We start from the raw sequence: 17,056 nt of genomic DNA, 5'->3' as shown, positions 1-17,056 counted from the left end.
CCGTCCGGGGTCACGGAAGCGGCCAGGCGTACGGGCCGGTTGGATCATCCAGCCAGGCCCATACGTCGGAGCCGCTCACCGTGACCCCGAACCGTTCCCGCGACGGTTTGCCCTCGCGCCGCCAGAGCGCGAGCGCCTCGTGCGGGTCGAGCACGTCCCGGGTCAGCGTCAGCAGGAAGCGGAACAGCTCGCTGTGCAGCGCCCGCCGCGGCAGCCCGCCGGTGAGCCCCATCCGGTGCTCCTCCCGGCCCCCGCCGCGCAGCGGCACGAAGTACGCGGGCGTGTGCAGGAACCGCCCCTCCGCGTGCTCCCCGTCCTCAACCTCGAGCAGGATCAGGCCCGTGGCCATCGGCGCCAGGATCCGCGCCCCCGGCCTGCACTGCGCGAGCCACGCCCGCGGCACCGTCTCCAGAGTGCAGGTCGCGATGATCCGGTCGTACGGCGCGTGCTCCGGGCAGCCGCGCGCCCCGTCCCCGGTGACCACCCTCGGGCGCCGGCCCGCCGCCGCGAGGTGCCGGCGGGCGGACTCGGTGATCTCCGGGTCCAGATCGACCGTCGTGACCAGCGCGTCGCCGAGGCGATGGGCGAGCAGCGCCGCGTTGTAACCGGTCCCGGCGCCGATCTCCAGGACCGCGTCCCCGTCCCGTACGGCGAGGTCCGCGAGCATCTGCGCCATCAGGGACGGCTGGCTGCTGGACGAGATCAGCTCCCCGTCGCGCACGCGCGTGGCCAGCGGCTCGTCCGCGTACGCCCCGCGCAGCCAGCGCTCCCGGCGGCCCGGATCGGCGTCCTCGCCCCACAGCCGCTCGTACCCCTCCGCCGTACCGACGTAGTAGTACGGCACGAACAGATGCCGCGGCACCTCCTCGAACGCCTCCCGCCAGGCCGGGTCGGACGCGAAGGCGCCGCTCGCCTCGATCTCCCGCACAAGCCCGGCCCGCGCCGCGGCCGCCCGCACGGCATCGACGGCGTGCACGGCGGGCGTCTCCTGCGGCAGCTCGGCTCCCATGTCCCCACTGTCCTGCGATATCCCCCCGGAGGCGAGACCCGACGCAGGGACCCGACGCAGGGACCCGACGCAGGGACCTGACGGGGGAAGTCCTAGGCCTGGGGTCCTCGGTCGCCGTGTCTGAGACGATGGACGGGTGATGGAGATTCCGCGCGGCACGCTTCAGGACGAGACGTTTTACGAGCAGGTCGGCGGCGAGGAGACCTTCCGGCGCCTGGTGCACCTCTTCTACCAGGGCGTCGCCGAGGACCCGCTGCTTCGGCCGATGTACCCGGAGGAGGATCTGGGCCCGGCGGAGGAGCGGCTCGCGCTCTTCCTGATGCAGTACTGGGGTGGCCCCCGCACGTACAGCGACAACCGCGGCCACCCCCGTCTGCGCATGCGGCACGCCCCGTTCACCGTGAACCAGGCCGCGCACGACGCGTGGCTGAAGCACATGCGAGTGGCGGTCGAGGCGCTGAACCTCTCCGAGGAGCACGAGCGCACGCTCTGGAACTACCTGACGTACGCAGCCGCCTCGATGGTGAACACGGCGGGGTGACGCTCCCGGCGCATCTCAGCCCGTCCGGGGGCACCTCCCGGCCGAAGGCTGGGGAGTTCGAGGACGAGCCCGAAGGGCGATGAAGCGGGGTCTGGGGCGGCAGCCCCAGGACCCGAGCCCGTACCAGAGCCCCCAGGACCCGAGCCCCGTACCAGAGCGCGGTACGGACAACGTGAGACCTAGGTCGGCGTAACGCTCAACGCCCCAACTCCCGCCCTGCGCACGGCGATCGAGCCGTACGGCGTGCGCAGCCGCAGCCACGCGCCCGAGGCGAGCAGCGTGGGCCCGCTCTCCGGTCCCGCCGCGAAGGCCCCGGGGCGCAGAAAGCCGAGCGCCTGCGCGGCGTGCGCGGCCCGCACCGGCAGTTCGGTGTCGCCGACCGGCCGCGACCAGATCTCCCGGCCGATCCGGTCCAGCTCGCCGCGGGTGCGCTTCTCCGGGTCCAACTCCTCGGTACGCGCGCGGAATTCACCGACCGCGACGCCCACGGCCCGACGCACGGCGTCGAGTCCGGGCAGCCCGGGGAGCTGCTGCCAGCCGCCGCGCGGGGGCAGCACACCGGCCCACGGCGGCCCGGTGACGGCCTCGGGCACGGTGGCCGTACCCGCCGACTCGTCGATCCCTTCGAGGAGTTCACCCGCCGAGACGGTCACATCGAGCTCGGTCGGCTCCGCGAGCCGGGCCGCGCGGATGGCGAGCACCTCGAAGGACGGCGGCCGCCCGAACACGGCGAGCGCCCCACCGCCGGCCTGCAGCCGCACGGCCGCGGCCTTGTCGTAGTGGATGAGCCGGGCCAGGAAGGCGGCCAGGTCGGCCGCCTCCCCGGCGTCGGCGAAACGCAACGGCGGAGCCGTCATGCGGCAAGCGCCCCCGGAGCCGAGTCGTCCATGTACTCCAGGAGGTAGGACTTCTCCTCCGCGGTGATCCGCCGCGGCCGCTGCGCCTCCAGGTCGAAGGGCACGACGATCGTCGAGGCCCGGACGTACACCTGGTCCGGGTCCTTCACCTCGTACGCGATCGTGAGCGAGGCCGCGCTGATCTTCGTCACCCACGACTCGATGGTCACCGGCTCATGGCGGTGCACCAACGGCCGTACGTAGTCGATCTCGTGCCGCGCGACGACGGAGCCCCCGGAGAACGAGGGCGATCCGTCGCCCGGCGCGAGCCGGAACATGAAGTCGATCCGCGCCTCTTCCAAGTACCGCAGGAAGACGACGTTGTTGACGTGCCCGAAGGCGTCCATGTCCGACCAGCGAAGGGGGCAGCTGTAGATGTGCCGAGCCACTGGCGCTCAGCCCCGGGTGAGCTTCTTGTACGTGGCACGGTGCGGGCGCGCCGCGTCCGGACCGAGCCGCTCGATCTTGTTCTTCTCGTACGACTCGAAGTTGCCCTCGAACCAGAACCACCTGGAGTCGCCCTCGTACGCCAGGATGTGCGTCGCGACTCGGTCCAGGAACCAGCGGTCGTGGGAGACGACCACCGCGGCACCCGGGAACTCGAGCAGCGCGTTCTCCAGGGAGGACAGGGTCTCGACGTCCAGGTCGTTGGTCGGCTCGTCGAGGAGCAGCAGGTTGCCGCCCTGCTTGAGGGTGAGCGCGAGGTTCAGGCGGTTGCGCTCACCGCCGGAGAGCACACCGGCCGGCTTCTGCTGGTCCGGGCCCTTGAAGCCGAAGGCCGAGACGTACGCACGCGACGGCATCTCGACCTGGCCGACGTTGATGTAGTCCAGCTCGTCCGAGACGACGGCCCACAGCGTCTTCTTCGGGTCGATGTTGCCGCGGGACTGGTCGACGTAGGAGATCTTGACCGTGTCGCCGACCTTGATCTCGCCGGAGTCGGGCGTCTCGAACCCCTGGATCATCTTGAACAGCGTGGTCTTGCCCGCGCCGTTCGGACCGATGACGCCCACGATGCCGTTGCGGGGCAGCGTGAAGCTCAGGTTGTCGATGAGGAGCTTGTCGCCGAAGCCCTTGGTGAGGTTGTTGACCTCGACGACGACACTGCCCAGGCGCGGGCCCGGCGGGATCTGGATCTCCTCGAAGTCCAGCTTCCGCATCTTGTCCGCCTCGGCGGCCATCTCCTCGTAACGGGCAAGGCGCGCCTTGGACTTGGCCTGCCGGCCCTTGGCGTTGGACCGCACCCACTCGAGCTCTTCCTTGAGCCGCTTGGCGCGCTTGGCGTCCTTCTGGCCCTCGACCTTGAGACGGGTCTGCTTGGTCTCGAGGTACGTGGAGTAGTTGCCCTCGTAGCCGATGGCGCGGCCGCGGTCGAGCTCCAGGATCCAGCCCGCGACGTTGTCCAGGAAGTACCGGTCGTGGGTGATGGCGACGACGGTGCCGGCGTACTTGGCGAGGTGCGCCTCCAGCCACTGCACGGACTCGGCGTCCAGGTGGTTGGTGGGCTCGTCGAGGAGGAGCAGGTCGGGGGCTTCGAGCAGCAGCTTGCACAGGGCGACGCGGCGCTTCTCACCACCGGAGAGGTTGGTGACCGGCCAGTCGCCGGGCGGGCAGCCGAGGGCGTCCATGGCCTGCTCGAGCTGGGCGTCGAGGTCCCAGGCGTTGGCGTGGTCGAGGTCCTCCTGGAGCTTGCCCATCTCCTCCATCAGCTCGTCGGTGTACTCGGTCGCCATCTGCTCGGCGATCTCGTTGAACCGGTCGAGCTTGCCCTTGGTCTCGGAGACGCCCTCCTGCACGTTCTCGAGGACGGTCTTCTCCTCGTTCAGCGGGGGCTCCTGCAGGAGGATGCCGACGCTGTAACCGGGCGAGAGGAACGCGTCACCGTTCGACGGCTGCTCCAGACCGGCCATGATCTTCAGAACGGTCGACTTACCGGCACCGTTCGGACCGACCACACCGATCTTCGCGCCGGGGAGGAAGCTCAGCGTGACGTCGTCAAGGATCACCTTGTCGCCGTGCGCCTTGCGCGTCTTGCGCATCGTGTAGATGTACTCAGCCAAGAGAAACCGTCCGGCAGAACTGGAAGTGGGCAGATACACCCCATCTTGCCTGACGGCCACCGCCAGGCGGAAACCGGTATCGGACCGGCCTCCGGGCGAACCGGGAGCAAAGGGGCGGCCGTGGGGTCTCGGCCGCCGGTCGCACGTACACGAGCCCGGTGCACGCCAAACACGGCGGCCCCGTACGCGAGTGCGTCGGGGCCGCTGTGCTCGGAGAGTCACATGGGCACTACTCGCTCTCGCCCGCCCCGTCCTTCTTCTTGCGGAGCAGGAAGACCGCTCCGCCGCCGACGACGACCAGCACGATGGCTATGCCCGCGATCATCGGGGTGGCGTTGGAGCTGCCGGTCTCGGCCAGGTCCGGGCCGTCGTTCGCGCCGGTGCCGCCCGCGGAGGCCGGGCTGGGCTGCGGCGCCGGGGAGGCGCTGTCGCCGCCGGAGCTGCCTGCGGTCCGGCAGTCGAGGACGCCCTTGAAGCGCTTCTCGTAGCCGTTCGGGCCGGTGATCGTGAAGTCGTAGGCCTGGTCCTCCTGCAGCGGGATCGTGACCGTCTGCACGTCACCGGCGGCGATGGTGTGCTTGGCGCCCATCAGCTCGAACGTGAACGGCTCGTCGCCCTTGTTCGCCGCGGTGATGTCCACGCCGCCCTTGGCGCAGTTCCGCTGTGCGGACAGCGCGGGTATCGCACCCTTGTCGGCCCAGTGCGCCGTGGCCGTCGCCGACACGGTGGACTCGCTGGACCCGGCGAGGATCTGCGTCTGGCTCCTCGTCTCGGACGCGAAGGCCCGGCCGACGGGCACGGTGGTCGAGGCCTGCAGGGTCAGCGCGGCCGTCCCGGCCTCGGCGTCCTCGGGCACGTCGAAGTAGAGCTGGTGCCCGTTGGCGGCGGTGGTGCGGGGCTCGCCGTCCTTGCCCACGATGCGCACACCGCTGGCCGCGGCGTCCGCGGGCGGGGCCACGGTGACGCTCTGCGCGTTGGTCCGCACGGTGACGGGACCGATCCGCTCGCCGGACCTGCCCGACACGGCCGGCGGGTCCAGGCTCAGGGACGCCTTGGGCTCGGGCAGGTCCCGGGCGTTCTTCTCCAGGTAGTCGGCGAGCTTCTCGGCCTGCGGGTCGAGGGCCTCGACGTCGGCTTCGTCGGAGTAGCGCCAGATGGCGACCTGGGTGCCGGATGCCGCGGCCTGCTCGGTCAGGCCACGGGCACCGGCCTTCTTGGCGAGCGCCGCCAGGTCGTTCACCTGCGGGTAGGAGTTCTGCAGGATCCAACGGATCTTGCCCGCCTGCGGGTTGCCGTTCAGCGAGGTCGCGCTCCAGGGGGTCTCCTGGTATTTCGCGTCCTTCTGCGTCGGGTTGTGGACGTCGATGCAGTACGTCTGGAGCATGCCGCCGTCGTCCACGGCCATCTCGAAGAGCCCTGCGGCTATGCGCTGCTGCTCGCCGCCGTCGCGTATGACGGCCTGGCCGTAGGTCTTCAGCCCGCCCAGGGTCGCGGTCGCACCGCCCTGGTGCTGCGGGGCGTCGTCGGCGACAGCCGGGCTCGCGCCCAGGGTCGCGCCGGCCACGACGAGACCGGACACGAGTGCCGCGACGGTGCGGCGAGCGGCACCGCGACGACGTACTGAGAACGAAGAAAACACTGAATTCCCCTCCGGGCGGGACCCGTTCACATGGGGGGTTCGGTCCCGCCAGCAGCATCAACTGCCCCGTGAGTTACGCCCGGCATCCTATGAAGGCGCGCGCACCGCATATCCCTGTCATGCCATCAGATAACCGTTCCGACTCGGAATCGTTATCGCCGGATACGACTGTGACCTGCCCTAATCGACAAATCACCCCCCAGATCGCCCTACGTGGCGGGCTCCGGCTCCCGCACCGCCACGGGCGCGGGAAGTTCGAACTGCGGCTCGTCCGCCGAGAGTTGGGCCGTCGATTCGCCGCGCTCGGGAGAGCCTTGACGTTCCATCAGCGGTTCCGCCGACGCCCTGCTCGTACGCCGGAACGCGGACGTCCCGCGGGCCAGGTCGTGCCCGACGGCGTACGCCTCGATGTCCGCTGACGTCCACGACTGCCCGCCGCGCTCCTCGCTGCGCACCTTCAGCCGGCCGCGCACCAGGAGAGGTTCACCCACGGAGACCGACGAGGCCACGTTCGCCGCGAGCGAGCGCCAGGCCCACACGGTGAAGAAGTTGGTGTGCCCGTCCTTCCAGCCCTGCGCCGCACGGTCGAAGAACCGGGAGGTCACGGCGAGGCGGAAGCGCACCACCGGGCCGTTCGCCGTCTCCCGGAAGACCGGCTTCGTCGCGACGTTCCCCACGACCGTCACCATCGTCTCGTTCATCTTGCCCCGTCCCCTCGCCACATGCCTGCGGGCCCGTCCCGCAGGTGCCGCGGAGACCGACCGGCGATCCGCCGCGACGACCTCAGACTGCAACCTGCGAGACGAGCCCGCTCCGGCCTGTGGACTACTGGCCGGTTGTGGACAACTCCGTCACCCGACCGTGAGCGTCCGCTTCCCGGACCCGCCCGAACCGCCGGAGCCCGCCTGCCGGGCAGAGCCGACCGCGCCGAGGGAGCCCATCGCCACCGACGTCCCCGCGCCCACGGCCCCGGTGACGCGTACGTACTGCTCACGCACCTCGCGGTAGCGCAGCAGCTCCGCCGCGACCGGGTCGAGCACCTGCGCGCGCCCGCACGCCGCGGCGGCCTCTCGAAGCTTCCGTTCCGCTTCGATCCCGTACCGCCGGGCCGGGCCGCGTGCCGCCATCCGGCAGGCCCACTCGACCCCAGGGCCGCCCACGATGCCGACGATCATGAGCAGGACGGGCGAGCCGAGGTTGGGCGGGAAGACGCCGATGACCTGGCCCAACAGCCAGACTCCGCCGACGATCTGGAGCAGCGTCATCAAGGCCTGGGCGAGCACCGCGAGCGGCCACCAGCCCGGGCGTGGAGGTCGGCGTGCCGGGCTCGCGGCGGTCAGGGCCAGCTCGTCGAGGGCCTCCGGCAGCCCGTGAGCGCCGCGCGCCGCGGCCTCCTTTACCGACTGCGCCCACGGCGCCGGAAGCCCGGCCGCCGCTTCGTCGCCCACGGTGCGCACCGCCTGCTCGACGCGCTGGCGGGCGGTCGCCTCCTCGTCGGCGGGCGGGGCGGGGGCCGGCTTCGCGCGCAGCAGCGGGAAGCGCCGGTCCTCGTACCAGCGCCAGAGGCGGAGCCATGGAGTGCCGCAGGCCTTGCCCGCGTTGCGGCGCCACGCGCGTTCCGCGGCCTGGCCCGCGGCTGCCGCGCCGACCGCGTCCGCGAGCCGGTCGGAGAACTCCTCGCGCGCCCGCTCGCTGAGCCCGACGCGCCGTCCTGCCGCGTAGACCGACCGCAGCCGGGCCGCGGCGGCGTCCAGGTCGGCGGAGATACGGCGGGCCGCCGCGCCCCGCTCGGCCACGAACTGGCCCAGGATTTCGCGGAGTTCGGAGACCCCGTCACCGGTGAGCGCGGAGAGCGACAGCACAGTGGCGCCCGGTTCGCCGTGCTCCCCGAGAGCGATGCCGTCGTCGTCGAGCAGGCGGCGCAGGTCGTCAAGGACCTGGTCGGCGGCGTCGCCGGGCAGCCGGTCGGTCTGGTTGAGGACGACGAAGCTGACTTCGGCGTGGCCGGCCATCGGGCGCAGGTAGCGCTCGTGCAGTACGGCGTCCGCGTACTTCTCCGGGTCGACGACCCAGATCACCGCGTCCACGAGGGTGAGGATCCGGTCCACGTGCTCACGGTGCTCGACGGCGGCCGAGTCGTGGTCCGGCAGGTCGACCAGGACCAGGCCGTCGAGACCCGCCCCTTGAGAGGTGTGCTGCAGCGGCCTGCGGCGCAGCCGCCCCGGGATGGCGAGCCGGTCGAGCAGGCCGGCGGCGCCGTCCGTCCAGCTGCACGCGATGGGCGCGGCGGTGGTCGGGCGTCGCACCCCGGTGTCCGAAATGGCCACTCCAGCAAGGGCGTTGAACAGGGTCGACTTTCCGCTGCCGGTGGCGCCCGCGACGGCGACGACGGTGTGCCGGTCGGAGAGCCCGCGCCGCGCGGCGGCCTGGTCGAGCACCCGGCCCGCCTCGGCGAGGGTGCGCCCGTCGAGTCGGGTACGGGACAGCCCGACCAGCTCCCGCAGCGCGTCGAGGCGGGCCCGCAGTTCCGGCTCGTACGTGGTGGTCTGCGGGGTGCCGCCCCTGTAGGCGTCCTGCCCGTCCTGGTCGAAGGGCTCCACGCGCGCGTGGCCGCCGTTTCCGTCGCGGCTCTCGGCGCTGTCCGGTGCGTCGCCCGCGCGCCGGGCGATCAGGCCGTCGTCCCAGGCGCGTCCTTCCGCGCCTTCGCTCCCTGAGTTCTCCCCGTTCTCCCCGCGCGCGTGGTGGCGGTTCGACGCCTTCTTTGTAGTGCCGGTTCTGGTGGTGCTGCCCGTCCCTCCCTGTGTGCCTTTTTCGGCCGAGGCGCGTCGTCCCGCTCGTGACCTGCGGGCGCGCTTCTCGCCGGCTGGTGGGGCGCTGTCGTCGTGCGTCGCCTTACGTGTCGGCGAGGCGGCCCAGGAGCGGGTGTCGGTGTCGGTGTCGGTGTCGGTGTCGGAGCTCGAACTCCCGCCGCGCCGCGCCGAGTCGGCCCGGCCCGAGTCGGCGACGGAACGCTCACGGGAGGCGCCCGTTCCCCTCGGCTCGGCGGGTTCCTGGCCGCTGGTGTGATCAGTGACAGCAGTCACCGCGGTCACCTCTCCTTCTTCAGTACGGACAGCGCGGCGATCAGTTCGGCCTGCGATTCCGGTTGGATGTCGAGGGCGTCGAGCGGGGCGAGCCTGCGGTCGCGTTCGGCGCGCAGCACCTTCGCGACGCATTCCGTGAGCAGGCGCCCACCGCGGTCGCGCAGCTTGAGCGCCCCGTGCGCGCCGATCCGCTCGGCCAGCGTCTCCCCCGCGGTACGGGCCCTGCGGCCGCCGAGCAGCGCAGTAGCGAGGAGCGCCGTGACGACTTCGGGGTCGGGCGGGTTCTCCTGGCCGCGCGCCTCCTCCTCGACGTACTCCTCGAGGACACGGCGCCATCTGCGCGCTTCCAGGCCGATCCGGTGCTCGGCGCCCTCCCGGTCCCCCTCGCGCTCGGCAAGCTCGCGCGAGGTCGCCGCGGGCTCACGGGACCACTGCTCGTCGATGCGCTGTCCGGCCGCGGAGACGGAGCACAGCAGGAGCGCGGCCAGGCTGTCCACGATCGCGTCGAGCAGTTCACCCGCGCTGCAGTCCAGGGGGTAGCTCCGCCACCGGCTCAGCGCGGATCCGGCGAGGACGCCGCCCGCCTGCAGCCGCCCCCGCACGCGCGCGTGCTCGCGGTCGTACGCCTCGTCGACGGCGGCCGTGAGACGCAGCGCGGCCGCGTACTGGGCGGAGACGGCACCGGCGAGTTCCGGCATCCGGGAGTCGAGGGAGGAGAGCAGTCCGGCGGCGGTACGGCTCATGACCTGGGCGCGGGCGGCCGGGTCCTGGGCGCGGTGCGTGAGCCAGGCCCGCAGCGGCGCCACGGCGGTGGCGGGCAGCAGTCCGCCGCCGCCCGCGGACTCCGGAAGCTCCGGGATCGTGAACCGCGGCACCTCGCCGAGCCCGGCCTTGGTGAGCAGCGCCCCGTACTGCCGTGAGACGTCGGCGAGGACCTGGTGCGGTACGCGGTCCAGTACGGAGAGGAGGGTCGCGTCGTACTCCTTGGCGGTGCGCAGCAGGTGCCAGGGCACGGCGTCGGCGTAGCGGGCGGCGGTCGTGACCATGACCCAGACGTCGGCGGCGCACATCAGCTCGGCGGCGAGCCGGCGGTTGCCGGTGATGAGGGAGTCGATGTCGGGGGCGTCGAGGAGGGCGAGTCCGCGCGGGAGGGTGGCGGCGGTCTCGATGCGGAGCACGCGCTCGCCCGGTTCGGCGCCGGGGTGCGGCTCGTCGCGGCCACCGCGCTGCCCGGGCCGCGCGGGCTTCTCGCGCCGCTCGGGGTGGTCCGGCATCCATACGCGGGTGAGCTCGGGCAGTACGCGAAGGCCCGCGAACCAGTGGTGATCCTCCGGATTGCAGACCAGTACCGGCGTGCGGGTCGTCGGCCGAAGGACCCCCGCTTCGCTGACCTGTCGCCCCACGAGGGAGTTGACGAGCGTCGACTTGCCGGCCCCCGTCGACCCGCCGATGACGGCGAGGAGCGGCGCTTCGGGCTGGCGCAGGCGGGGCACGAGATAGTCGTCGAGCTGCGCGAGAAGTTCGTCCCGGTTGGCACGCGCGCGTGGTGCGCCTGTCAAGGGGAGCGGAAAGCGTGCGGAGGCGACACGGTCGCGCAGGGCAGAGAGTGCTTCGAGCAGCTGAGGCCGTACGTCCAAGGTCACCACATGCGAAGAATGCCCAATTTTGGAGCTTTTCTGAAGGATATGGGCCCCTGCGCGCCGGTCGGACACTTGAGACAGACGGGACGAGAGGGGGCACAGGCATAACGAGTGCACAACACCCGGGGCGCGAGACGCCAAAACCGCTGCAGAATTCGTACCTGCCTGCGATTATCGGGACCGCTTCACCGAACCTCCACATCGCGCCGCGGAGGCGAAGCAACCGGGACAAGGACACCGGAGCCCTATCCTTGTCCCCGGCGAGGTCACGGATCACCCCCACATCCGGGCTCCAGGCCACGGCCGCAACCCGGCCCCCGTAGCTCAGTGGATAGAGCAGGCGCCTTCTAAGCGCTTGGCCGCAGGTTCGAGTCCTGCCGGGGGCGCTTTTCGTCGCCTCTCCTTCGGGAGGGGCTTTCTGCTGGTCCCGGGAGCCCCGCCCGCACGCGATGCCGCGAGCGCCTCGGATCGGCGGCGGGCGATGTCAGTCGGCTGCGATAGCCTCGCGAATCGGTGGGAGGAGCCGAGGGCGCGGGGGTGTCATGGCGGGGCGGGACGCGGAAGCGGCGCTGGGGATGGCCGGGGCCGGGCGGCTGCGGAGCGGGGATCCGGTGCGGATCGGGCCGTATGTTCCGCTGGGCCTGCTCGGCAGTGGCGGCATGGGGCGGGTCTATCTCGCGCGGCCCACGGCGCACGGCGGGGAGCGGCTGGCCGCGGTCAAGGTGATCCGGCCCGAGTACGCGGAGAGCGTGGAGTTCCGGCGGCGGTTCGAGCGGGAGGCCGCTGTCCTCGCGCGGGTGCGCAGTCCGCATGCGCCGCGGCTGCTCGACACCGGCTTCGACTCCGACCTGCTGTGGATGGCCACCGAGTACCTGCCGGGTCCGAACCTTTCCGAGGCCGTGCAGGAGTTCGGGCCGCTTCCGGCGAGCGGGGTATGGCGGCTCGTCGGTGAACTGGGCCGGGCGCTCGACGAGTTGACGGCCGCCCAGGTCGTGCACCGGGACCTCAAGCCGTCCAACGTGATCCTGGGCACGGACGGTGCGTACGTCATCGACTTCGGGATCTCGCAGGCCGCCGACGCCAGTTCGATCACCACCACCGGCAAAGCGGTCGGCACGCCCGCGTACATGTCGCCGGAGCGGCTGCGGGACGGGCGGGCCGATGTCGTCTCGGACGTGTTCTCGCTGGCCTGCACCCTGGTCTTCGCGGCGACCGGCCGGGCCCCGTTCGGCGACGGCACCGGGGTGGACGTCATGCACCGCGTCGCGTTCGAGGAGCCGTACGCGGACGTCATAGGGGAACTCGTCTCCGTCGACCCGGGCCTGGCGGATCTGCTCTCCGCCTGCCTCGCGAAGGAACCCGGGCTGCGGCCCACCCCGGGCCAGCTGAGCGAGGCCGCGGCGGCCCGTCCCTGGCCGGGGCGGTGGCACGAGCCGCTGCACGCGCAGGTGGCGGCGCGGCGGGAGGCGTACGACGTCCTGAGTCAGGTGCCGGTGGACGGGACCGTGCAGCTGCGGTTGCCGGGAGCGGGGATCGGGGCGGCCGCCCCCGGTCAGGCGCCCGCGCCCGCCGCTTTCTCGCCGTCGCCCGCTCCCGCCGCTCCCGCCGCCTCGCCCGGGCCCGTCCCCGCGCCCGGTGGCACGCTGCCGCGGGAGACCGGCGTGCACGAGGATCCGTCCGGGAGGGGACGCAAGCGGCGGGTGTATCTCGCTGTGGTCGCCTCGCTCGCCGTGGTCGCCGTCGCCCTGACCGCGTTCCTCATGACCCGGCCGGGCGAGCCGGAGGCCGAGGCCGGGCCCGCGTCGGCCGGTTCGGTGAGCGCCTCCGACTCCCCCGGGCAGTCGGGCGAGTCGGGGCTGACCTCACCGTCCGCCTCCGACACCGCTCAGGGCGGCAGCTCGCCCAGCGCGGACGGGGGCGGCCGGGACGGTGCGCCGAGTTCCGGAGCGTCGAGCACGCGCCCCGCGAGCCCCACCCGTACAGCCTCCGGGAGACCGGGTGGGCAGGAGAGCCAGAAGCCGAGACCGCCCACCACCACGCCGAAGCCGACCAGACCGACGCCGCCGTGGATCACGCAGTGCACGTACTACTCGGGCCATGCCCTCACCCGCTTCGGCGACAAGGGGCAGCGTGTCGTGCAGGTGCAGTGCATGCTCAGCAAGCGCGGGTACGGCATCGGAGGCGCCGGTGTGGACGGCCAGTTCGGGGAGGACACGAGAGCCGCCGTGAAGAAGTTCCAGGGCTCCAAGGGGCTCGATGCCGACGGCATGGTGGGGCCCAACACCTGGGCGGCGCTGCGCAGTCGGACCTGAGCCGCCTGGCCGTCCGAGCGAAACGCCGCATCCAGACGCCCATCAAACAGAAGCCACTCGGCGGCCGACTCGTGACCTTAGTGACACAGAGTGGGGTGGCAGGACGATCCGAGGGAGAGCACATGGCAGGGCACGCGGCGGGAGTACCGGGCGGGGCCGCGTCCGCGCATCACGGGGACGGCGACGGGGACGGCAGGATCGGGCCGTACCGTCTGCTCGATGTGCTCGGTACCGGCGGCATGGGCCGGGTCTACCTGGCGCGTTCCGAGGGCGGCCGCACCGTCGCCGTGAAGCTGATCAAGGCCGAGCTCGCCGCGGAGCCGGAGTTCCGGGAGAGGTTCCGCCTGGAGGTCGAGGCGGCCCGCCGGGTCGGTGACCGGTGGACGGCTCCCGTGCTCGACGCCGACACCGAGGCCGACACGCCCTGGGTCGCGACGGGATACATCGCGGGGCCGTCCCTGGAGCACGTCGTCTCCCCGCGCGGCCACGGACCGCTGCCCGAACACTCCGTGAGGACCCTGGCGTACGGACTGTCCAGCGCGCTGCTCGACATCCACGGCGCCGGGCTCGTGCACCGGGACCTCAAGCCGTCCAACGTGCTCGTGACGATCGACGGCCCGCGGGTGATCGACTTCGGCATCGCGCGTGCCCTGGACTACGTGCCCGAGACCACGCTCACCAGCGCCGGGATGGTGGTCGGCTCGCCCAGCTTCATGTCGCCGGAGCAGATCAGGGGCGAGCAACTGACCCCGGCCAGCGATGTGTTCTGCATGGGCGCCCTGCTCGCGTACGCGGTGACCGGGTGTGCGCCGTTCGGTGGCGGCGGGGCCGGCGGGGTGCATGCGGTGATGTTCAAGATCGCCCAGGAGGAGCCGGACCTGACGGGGATCCAGGAGCCGCTGCGGTCGCTGATCGCGGGCTGCCTCGCCAAGGACCCGGCGGCGCGGACGCGGTCCGAGGACGTCATCGATCAGGTGCAGCCGGTCGCGACCGGCACGTCGGCGCCGCCCTGGCTGCCCGCCCAGCTCATCGCCGAACTCGGGCGCCGCGCGGTGCGGTTGCTGGACACGGACACTCCGCCGCGCGCGACGGCGACCCCGATCTCGGCACCGATGCACGCGCCCACTCCTACTCCCACCTCCACATCCGCCCCCACTCCCATCCCCGCCCCCACGCCCTCTTCCGACCCGGGCCCCGGCCTCACCCTCGCTCACGCTCCCACTCCCGCTCACGTCGAGCCGGGAACAGTGCAGTTGCCGAAGGCGCCGCAGCAGCCGGAGTGGGCCGAACAGAGCGGCCCCGCGCCGCAGTTGAAGCAGGCGGAGCAGCCCCCGAAGCGCACTGCCCGGAAGCTGGTGCTGGCCCTCGCCGGGGCGGCCGTCGTGGCCGGTGCCGTGGTCGCCGCGTCCCCCGCCGGATGGCCGCCGCTCGGCGGAGGTGAGCCTTCCGGCGGGCCCGGCAAGGGCGCGGCCTCCGACGTGCCGCGCGGCTTCGTCGGCACCTGGGCCGGCGAGGTGGAGCGGGACGGGCGGCCGAGCGGCCAGTTCCGGCGGTTCGAGATCAGCGAGGGCCAGTACGGCGAGGTCGTGGCGAACAGCATCAGCCTCGGCCGCAACTACGAGTGCAAGAGCGACGGCAAGCTCGCGGGCCGCGCCTCGGGCGGCAGTTCGCTGCGGCTCGACACGAAGGTGGTCCGCAGCGTGCCGGAGGGCAGCTGCTCGGCGCTCGGCGCGCACACCCTGGTCGTCGAGGGCAAGGACGCGCTGCGCTGGGAGGCCGCCGGGCGCACCGCCGTACTGCACCGGATCACCGGCCCCGAGCGGCTGCCCGACGAGCTGCTCGGCACCTGGCAGCGGCAGTTGGCGAACGGCGGCACGCAGCGGATGACCGTCACGCAGGAGGCGGTCGGGAGCTCTGCGGCCAGGCTGGTCTCCGAAGGCGGCGGTGAGCACTGCGAGGCGGGCATGGACCTGGTCTCCACCGGCGGCCGGGACGCCGACGAGGCCGTCCGGCTCGCCCCGCCCGCCGTCGACCGCGCCGCCTCCTCGGGCGCGTGCGTCACCGGGGACTCGTCGATCCTGCGGGAGGAGAACGGCCGTCTGGTGCGGGAGTTCACGGACGGAGCGGTGCTGACGTACACGCGGGTGTGAGCGGCACGCCCGGGCCGCGCACCCCGAACTGCGACCGAGGCGCGTACGCCCGAAAACCGGTGAACGGCGGAAAAGACCGGTGCACGGCGAGAACCGGTGGGCGGCGGAAAAGACCGTGCACGGCGAAACCGGTGCACGGCCGGAGACCAGTGCGCGGCGAAAACCGGTGCACGGCCGGAGACCGGTGCACGGCGAAAACCGGTGGACGGCCGGAGGCCGTCGGCCTAGCATCCCCGGCACGGCATCGCGCGTTGGTCACCGGCTGGGTGAGCGTGGAGGTGCCCGAGAGTGCCTCTGGAGGCATTCCCACCATGTCGGTCGAGTTCAACCACACCATCATTCACGCCCGTGACAACCGGGCTTCCGCCGAGTTCCTGGCCCACATCCTCGGTCTGGGGATCGGGACGGAGTGGGGACCGTTCGTCCCCGTCGCCACGAGCAACGGCGTCACCCTGGACTTCGCGTCCATCCCCGCCGAGTCGATCACGCTCCAGCACTACGCCTTCCTCGTCACCGAGGAGGAGTTCGACGGTGTCTTCGAGCGGATCAAGGAGGCCGGGATCGAGTTCTGGGCCGATCCGCACGGCCAGCAGCCGGGCGAGATCAACCACAACCACGGCGGCCGCGGCGTCTACTTCATGGACCCCGCGGGCCACGGCATGGAGGTCATCTCCGCGCCGTACACCCTCGACACGGAGGGTGAGCCGGCCTAGGCCCCCAGTCCCCCAGTCCCCCAGTCCCTCCGTGCCGCCATCCGGCTGACGCTCGTCACCCGCACAGCCACCGCTCGGCGTCCCCCGCGTGCGCGAGGGGCGCCGAGCGCTTTGGCTCGGTGACACGGAGCACGGGACCTCCCTGATCCGGTGGCACCTTGGGGGTGCCGCCTCCCGGGCTTCGGTGGAGGACATGCGTATGCGTACGAGTCGAATATCCCCGCGCTCCCCCCGCTCACGACGCTCCCCGCGCTCACCGCGCTCACCGCGCTTCCCGCGTTCCGGTCTGTTCGTCGCCGCCGTTGCCGCCCCGCTCGCCCTCGTCGCGAGTCCCGCCCTCGCGGCGTCCGGCCCTCTGGTCGTACCCACCCAGATCAATGTCACCGCGACCGGTACGACGGTCCAGGTCACCACCACTTCCTGCCCCAGCGGCGGCAGGGCCTCGCTGATGGGCAACGGGAGCGCCAGCTTCACCGGCGGCGAGCAGGTGGACCTCGCGGGCGGAGGCACCTCCAAGAGCGCCTCGTGGCAGGGCGTCAGCCCCGGCAGCTACACCGTGGCCGTGATCTGCACGGGCGGCGCGTCCGCCGGAGCCCAGCGGGTCACCGTCAGTTCCCCGACCGCCACCAGCAGCCCGACCACCCGCCCCACCTCTCCGACCGGCCAGGTCAGAGGCGGTCTCGGCGGTGGCGCACCGCAGGACACCGCGGTGCGGATCGCCGGAGGTGCGGCGCTCGCACTGACCGCGGGACTCGGTGGCGCGTGGCTGATCCGCCGGCGCCGCAGTCGTGGCGGCCACAGCTGAACGGCGTCCGCCGCAGTCGCGGCAGCCACAGCTGAACGGCGGCGTCCGCCGCTGTCGCGCCGGACCGGTCCCGCGCAAGCGGCGGTACCCCCGAGCCGCGCGAAAGCGGCGGGCACCAGCCCCGCCCCCCTGCCCTCCGCGCCCTCCTCTTCGCCCCCTGCCCTCCGCCCCCTCCGCTCCGCCCCCCCTGCCCGCCGCCCCCTCCTCT

General features: G+C 72.4%; 13 protein-coding genes and 1 tRNA gene. 6 read left to right on the top strand and 8 right to left on the bottom strand.

Annotation, left to right across the window (positions count from 1 at the left end):
- Positions 1-10: 10 nt before the first annotated feature.
- Positions 11-1,009, bottom strand: coding sequence for a methyltransferase domain-containing protein (locus RCO28_RS00070; RefSeq protein WP_308938802.1), 999 nt, complete (start codon positions 1,007-1,009; stop codon positions 11-13).
- A gap of 136 nt (positions 1,010-1,145) precedes the next feature.
- Here RCO28_RS00070 and RCO28_RS00065 point away from each other — a divergent pair, with 136 nt between their 5' ends.
- The gene (locus tag RCO28_RS00065) at positions 1,146-1,550 is read left to right on the top strand and encodes a globin (RefSeq protein ID WP_308938801.1); all 405 of its coding nucleotides are present in this window, start codon (positions 1,146-1,148) and stop codon (positions 1,548-1,550) included.
- Between the two features lie 179 nt (positions 1,551-1,729).
- On the opposite strand, the gene RCO28_RS00060 is transcribed toward RCO28_RS00065, so the two are convergent.
- The 7 genes from RCO28_RS00060 to RCO28_RS00030 all read right to left on the bottom strand — a co-directional run bounded on the left by RCO28_RS00060 (position 1,730) and on the right by RCO28_RS00030 (position 10,874).
- Positions 1,730-2,407 carry a hypothetical protein gene (locus RCO28_RS00060; protein WP_308938800.1) on the bottom strand — a complete coding sequence of 226 codons (678 nt, stop codon included), beginning with the start codon at positions 2,405-2,407 and terminating at the stop codon, positions 1,730-1,732.
- Positions 2,404-2,835 (bottom strand): thioesterase family protein, encoded by a 432-nt coding sequence (locus RCO28_RS00055; RefSeq protein WP_308938799.1) that lies wholly within the window; start codon positions 2,833-2,835, stop codon positions 2,404-2,406. Before RCO28_RS00055 ends, RCO28_RS00060 begins: the two co-directional genes overlap by 4 nt.
- A gap of 6 nt (positions 2,836-2,841) precedes the next feature.
- Positions 2,842-4,506: an energy-dependent translational throttle protein EttA gene (gene ettA, locus RCO28_RS00050; RefSeq protein WP_308938798.1), complete on the bottom strand. Its 1,665-nt coding sequence runs from the start codon at positions 4,504-4,506 to the stop codon at positions 2,842-2,844.
- A 229-nt stretch (positions 4,507-4,735) separates the two neighbouring features.
- Positions 4,736-6,145: an LAETG motif-containing sortase-dependent surface protein gene (locus tag RCO28_RS00045; protein ID WP_308938797.1), complete on the bottom strand. Its 1,410-nt coding sequence runs from the start codon at positions 6,143-6,145 to the stop codon at positions 4,736-4,738.
- 209 nt (positions 6,146-6,354) lie between these two features.
- Positions 6,355-6,846 carry a single-stranded DNA-binding protein gene (locus RCO28_RS00040; RefSeq protein ID WP_308938796.1) on the bottom strand — a complete coding sequence of 164 codons (492 nt, stop codon included), beginning with the start codon at positions 6,844-6,846 and terminating at the stop codon, positions 6,355-6,357.
- A gap of 150 nt (positions 6,847-6,996) precedes the next feature.
- Positions 6,997-9,228: a GTPase gene (locus RCO28_RS00035; protein ID WP_308938795.1), complete on the bottom strand. Its 2,232-nt coding sequence runs from the start codon at positions 9,226-9,228 to the stop codon at positions 6,997-6,999.
- A gap of 5 nt (positions 9,229-9,233) precedes the next feature.
- A complete protein-coding gene (locus tag RCO28_RS00030; protein ID WP_308938794.1) occupies positions 9,234-10,874 on the bottom strand; it encodes a dynamin family protein in 1,641 nt (546 codons plus the stop codon).
- A gap of 307 nt (positions 10,875-11,181) precedes the next feature.
- Between RCO28_RS00030 and RCO28_RS00025 the strand changes: the two genes are divergently transcribed.
- From RCO28_RS00025 to RCO28_RS00005, 5 genes are all read left to right on the top strand, one after another.
- Positions 11,182-11,254 (top strand) — tRNA-Arg (locus tag RCO28_RS00025).
- 156 nt (positions 11,255-11,410) lie between these two features.
- Complete coding sequence (locus RCO28_RS00020; RefSeq protein WP_308938793.1) at positions 11,411-13,180, top strand: serine/threonine-protein kinase; 1,770 nt, start codon at positions 11,411-11,413, stop codon at positions 13,178-13,180.
- Positions 13,181-13,302: 122 nt separating this feature from the next.
- On the top strand, positions 13,303-15,330 hold the full coding sequence (locus tag RCO28_RS00015; RefSeq protein ID WP_308938792.1) for a serine/threonine-protein kinase: 2,028 nt from the start codon (positions 13,303-13,305) through the stop codon (positions 15,328-15,330).
- A gap of 311 nt (positions 15,331-15,641) precedes the next feature.
- Positions 15,642-16,043, top strand: a complete 402-nt coding sequence (locus RCO28_RS00010; RefSeq protein WP_308938791.1) for a VOC family protein — start codon at positions 15,642-15,644, stop codon at positions 16,041-16,043.
- Positions 16,044-16,236: 193 nt separating this feature from the next.
- Positions 16,237-16,848, top strand: coding sequence for a hypothetical protein (locus RCO28_RS00005; protein WP_308938790.1), 612 nt, complete (start codon positions 16,237-16,239; stop codon positions 16,846-16,848).
- Positions 16,849-17,056 lie beyond the last annotated feature (208 nt).

Source organism: Streptomyces sp. LHD-70 (assembly GCF_031157275.1).
Taxonomy (GTDB): Bacteria; Actinomycetota; Actinomycetes; order Streptomycetales; family Streptomycetaceae; genus Streptomyces.
Note: the sequence above shows the minus strand (reverse complement) of the source record. Positions and strands in the feature narration are given on the sequence as shown.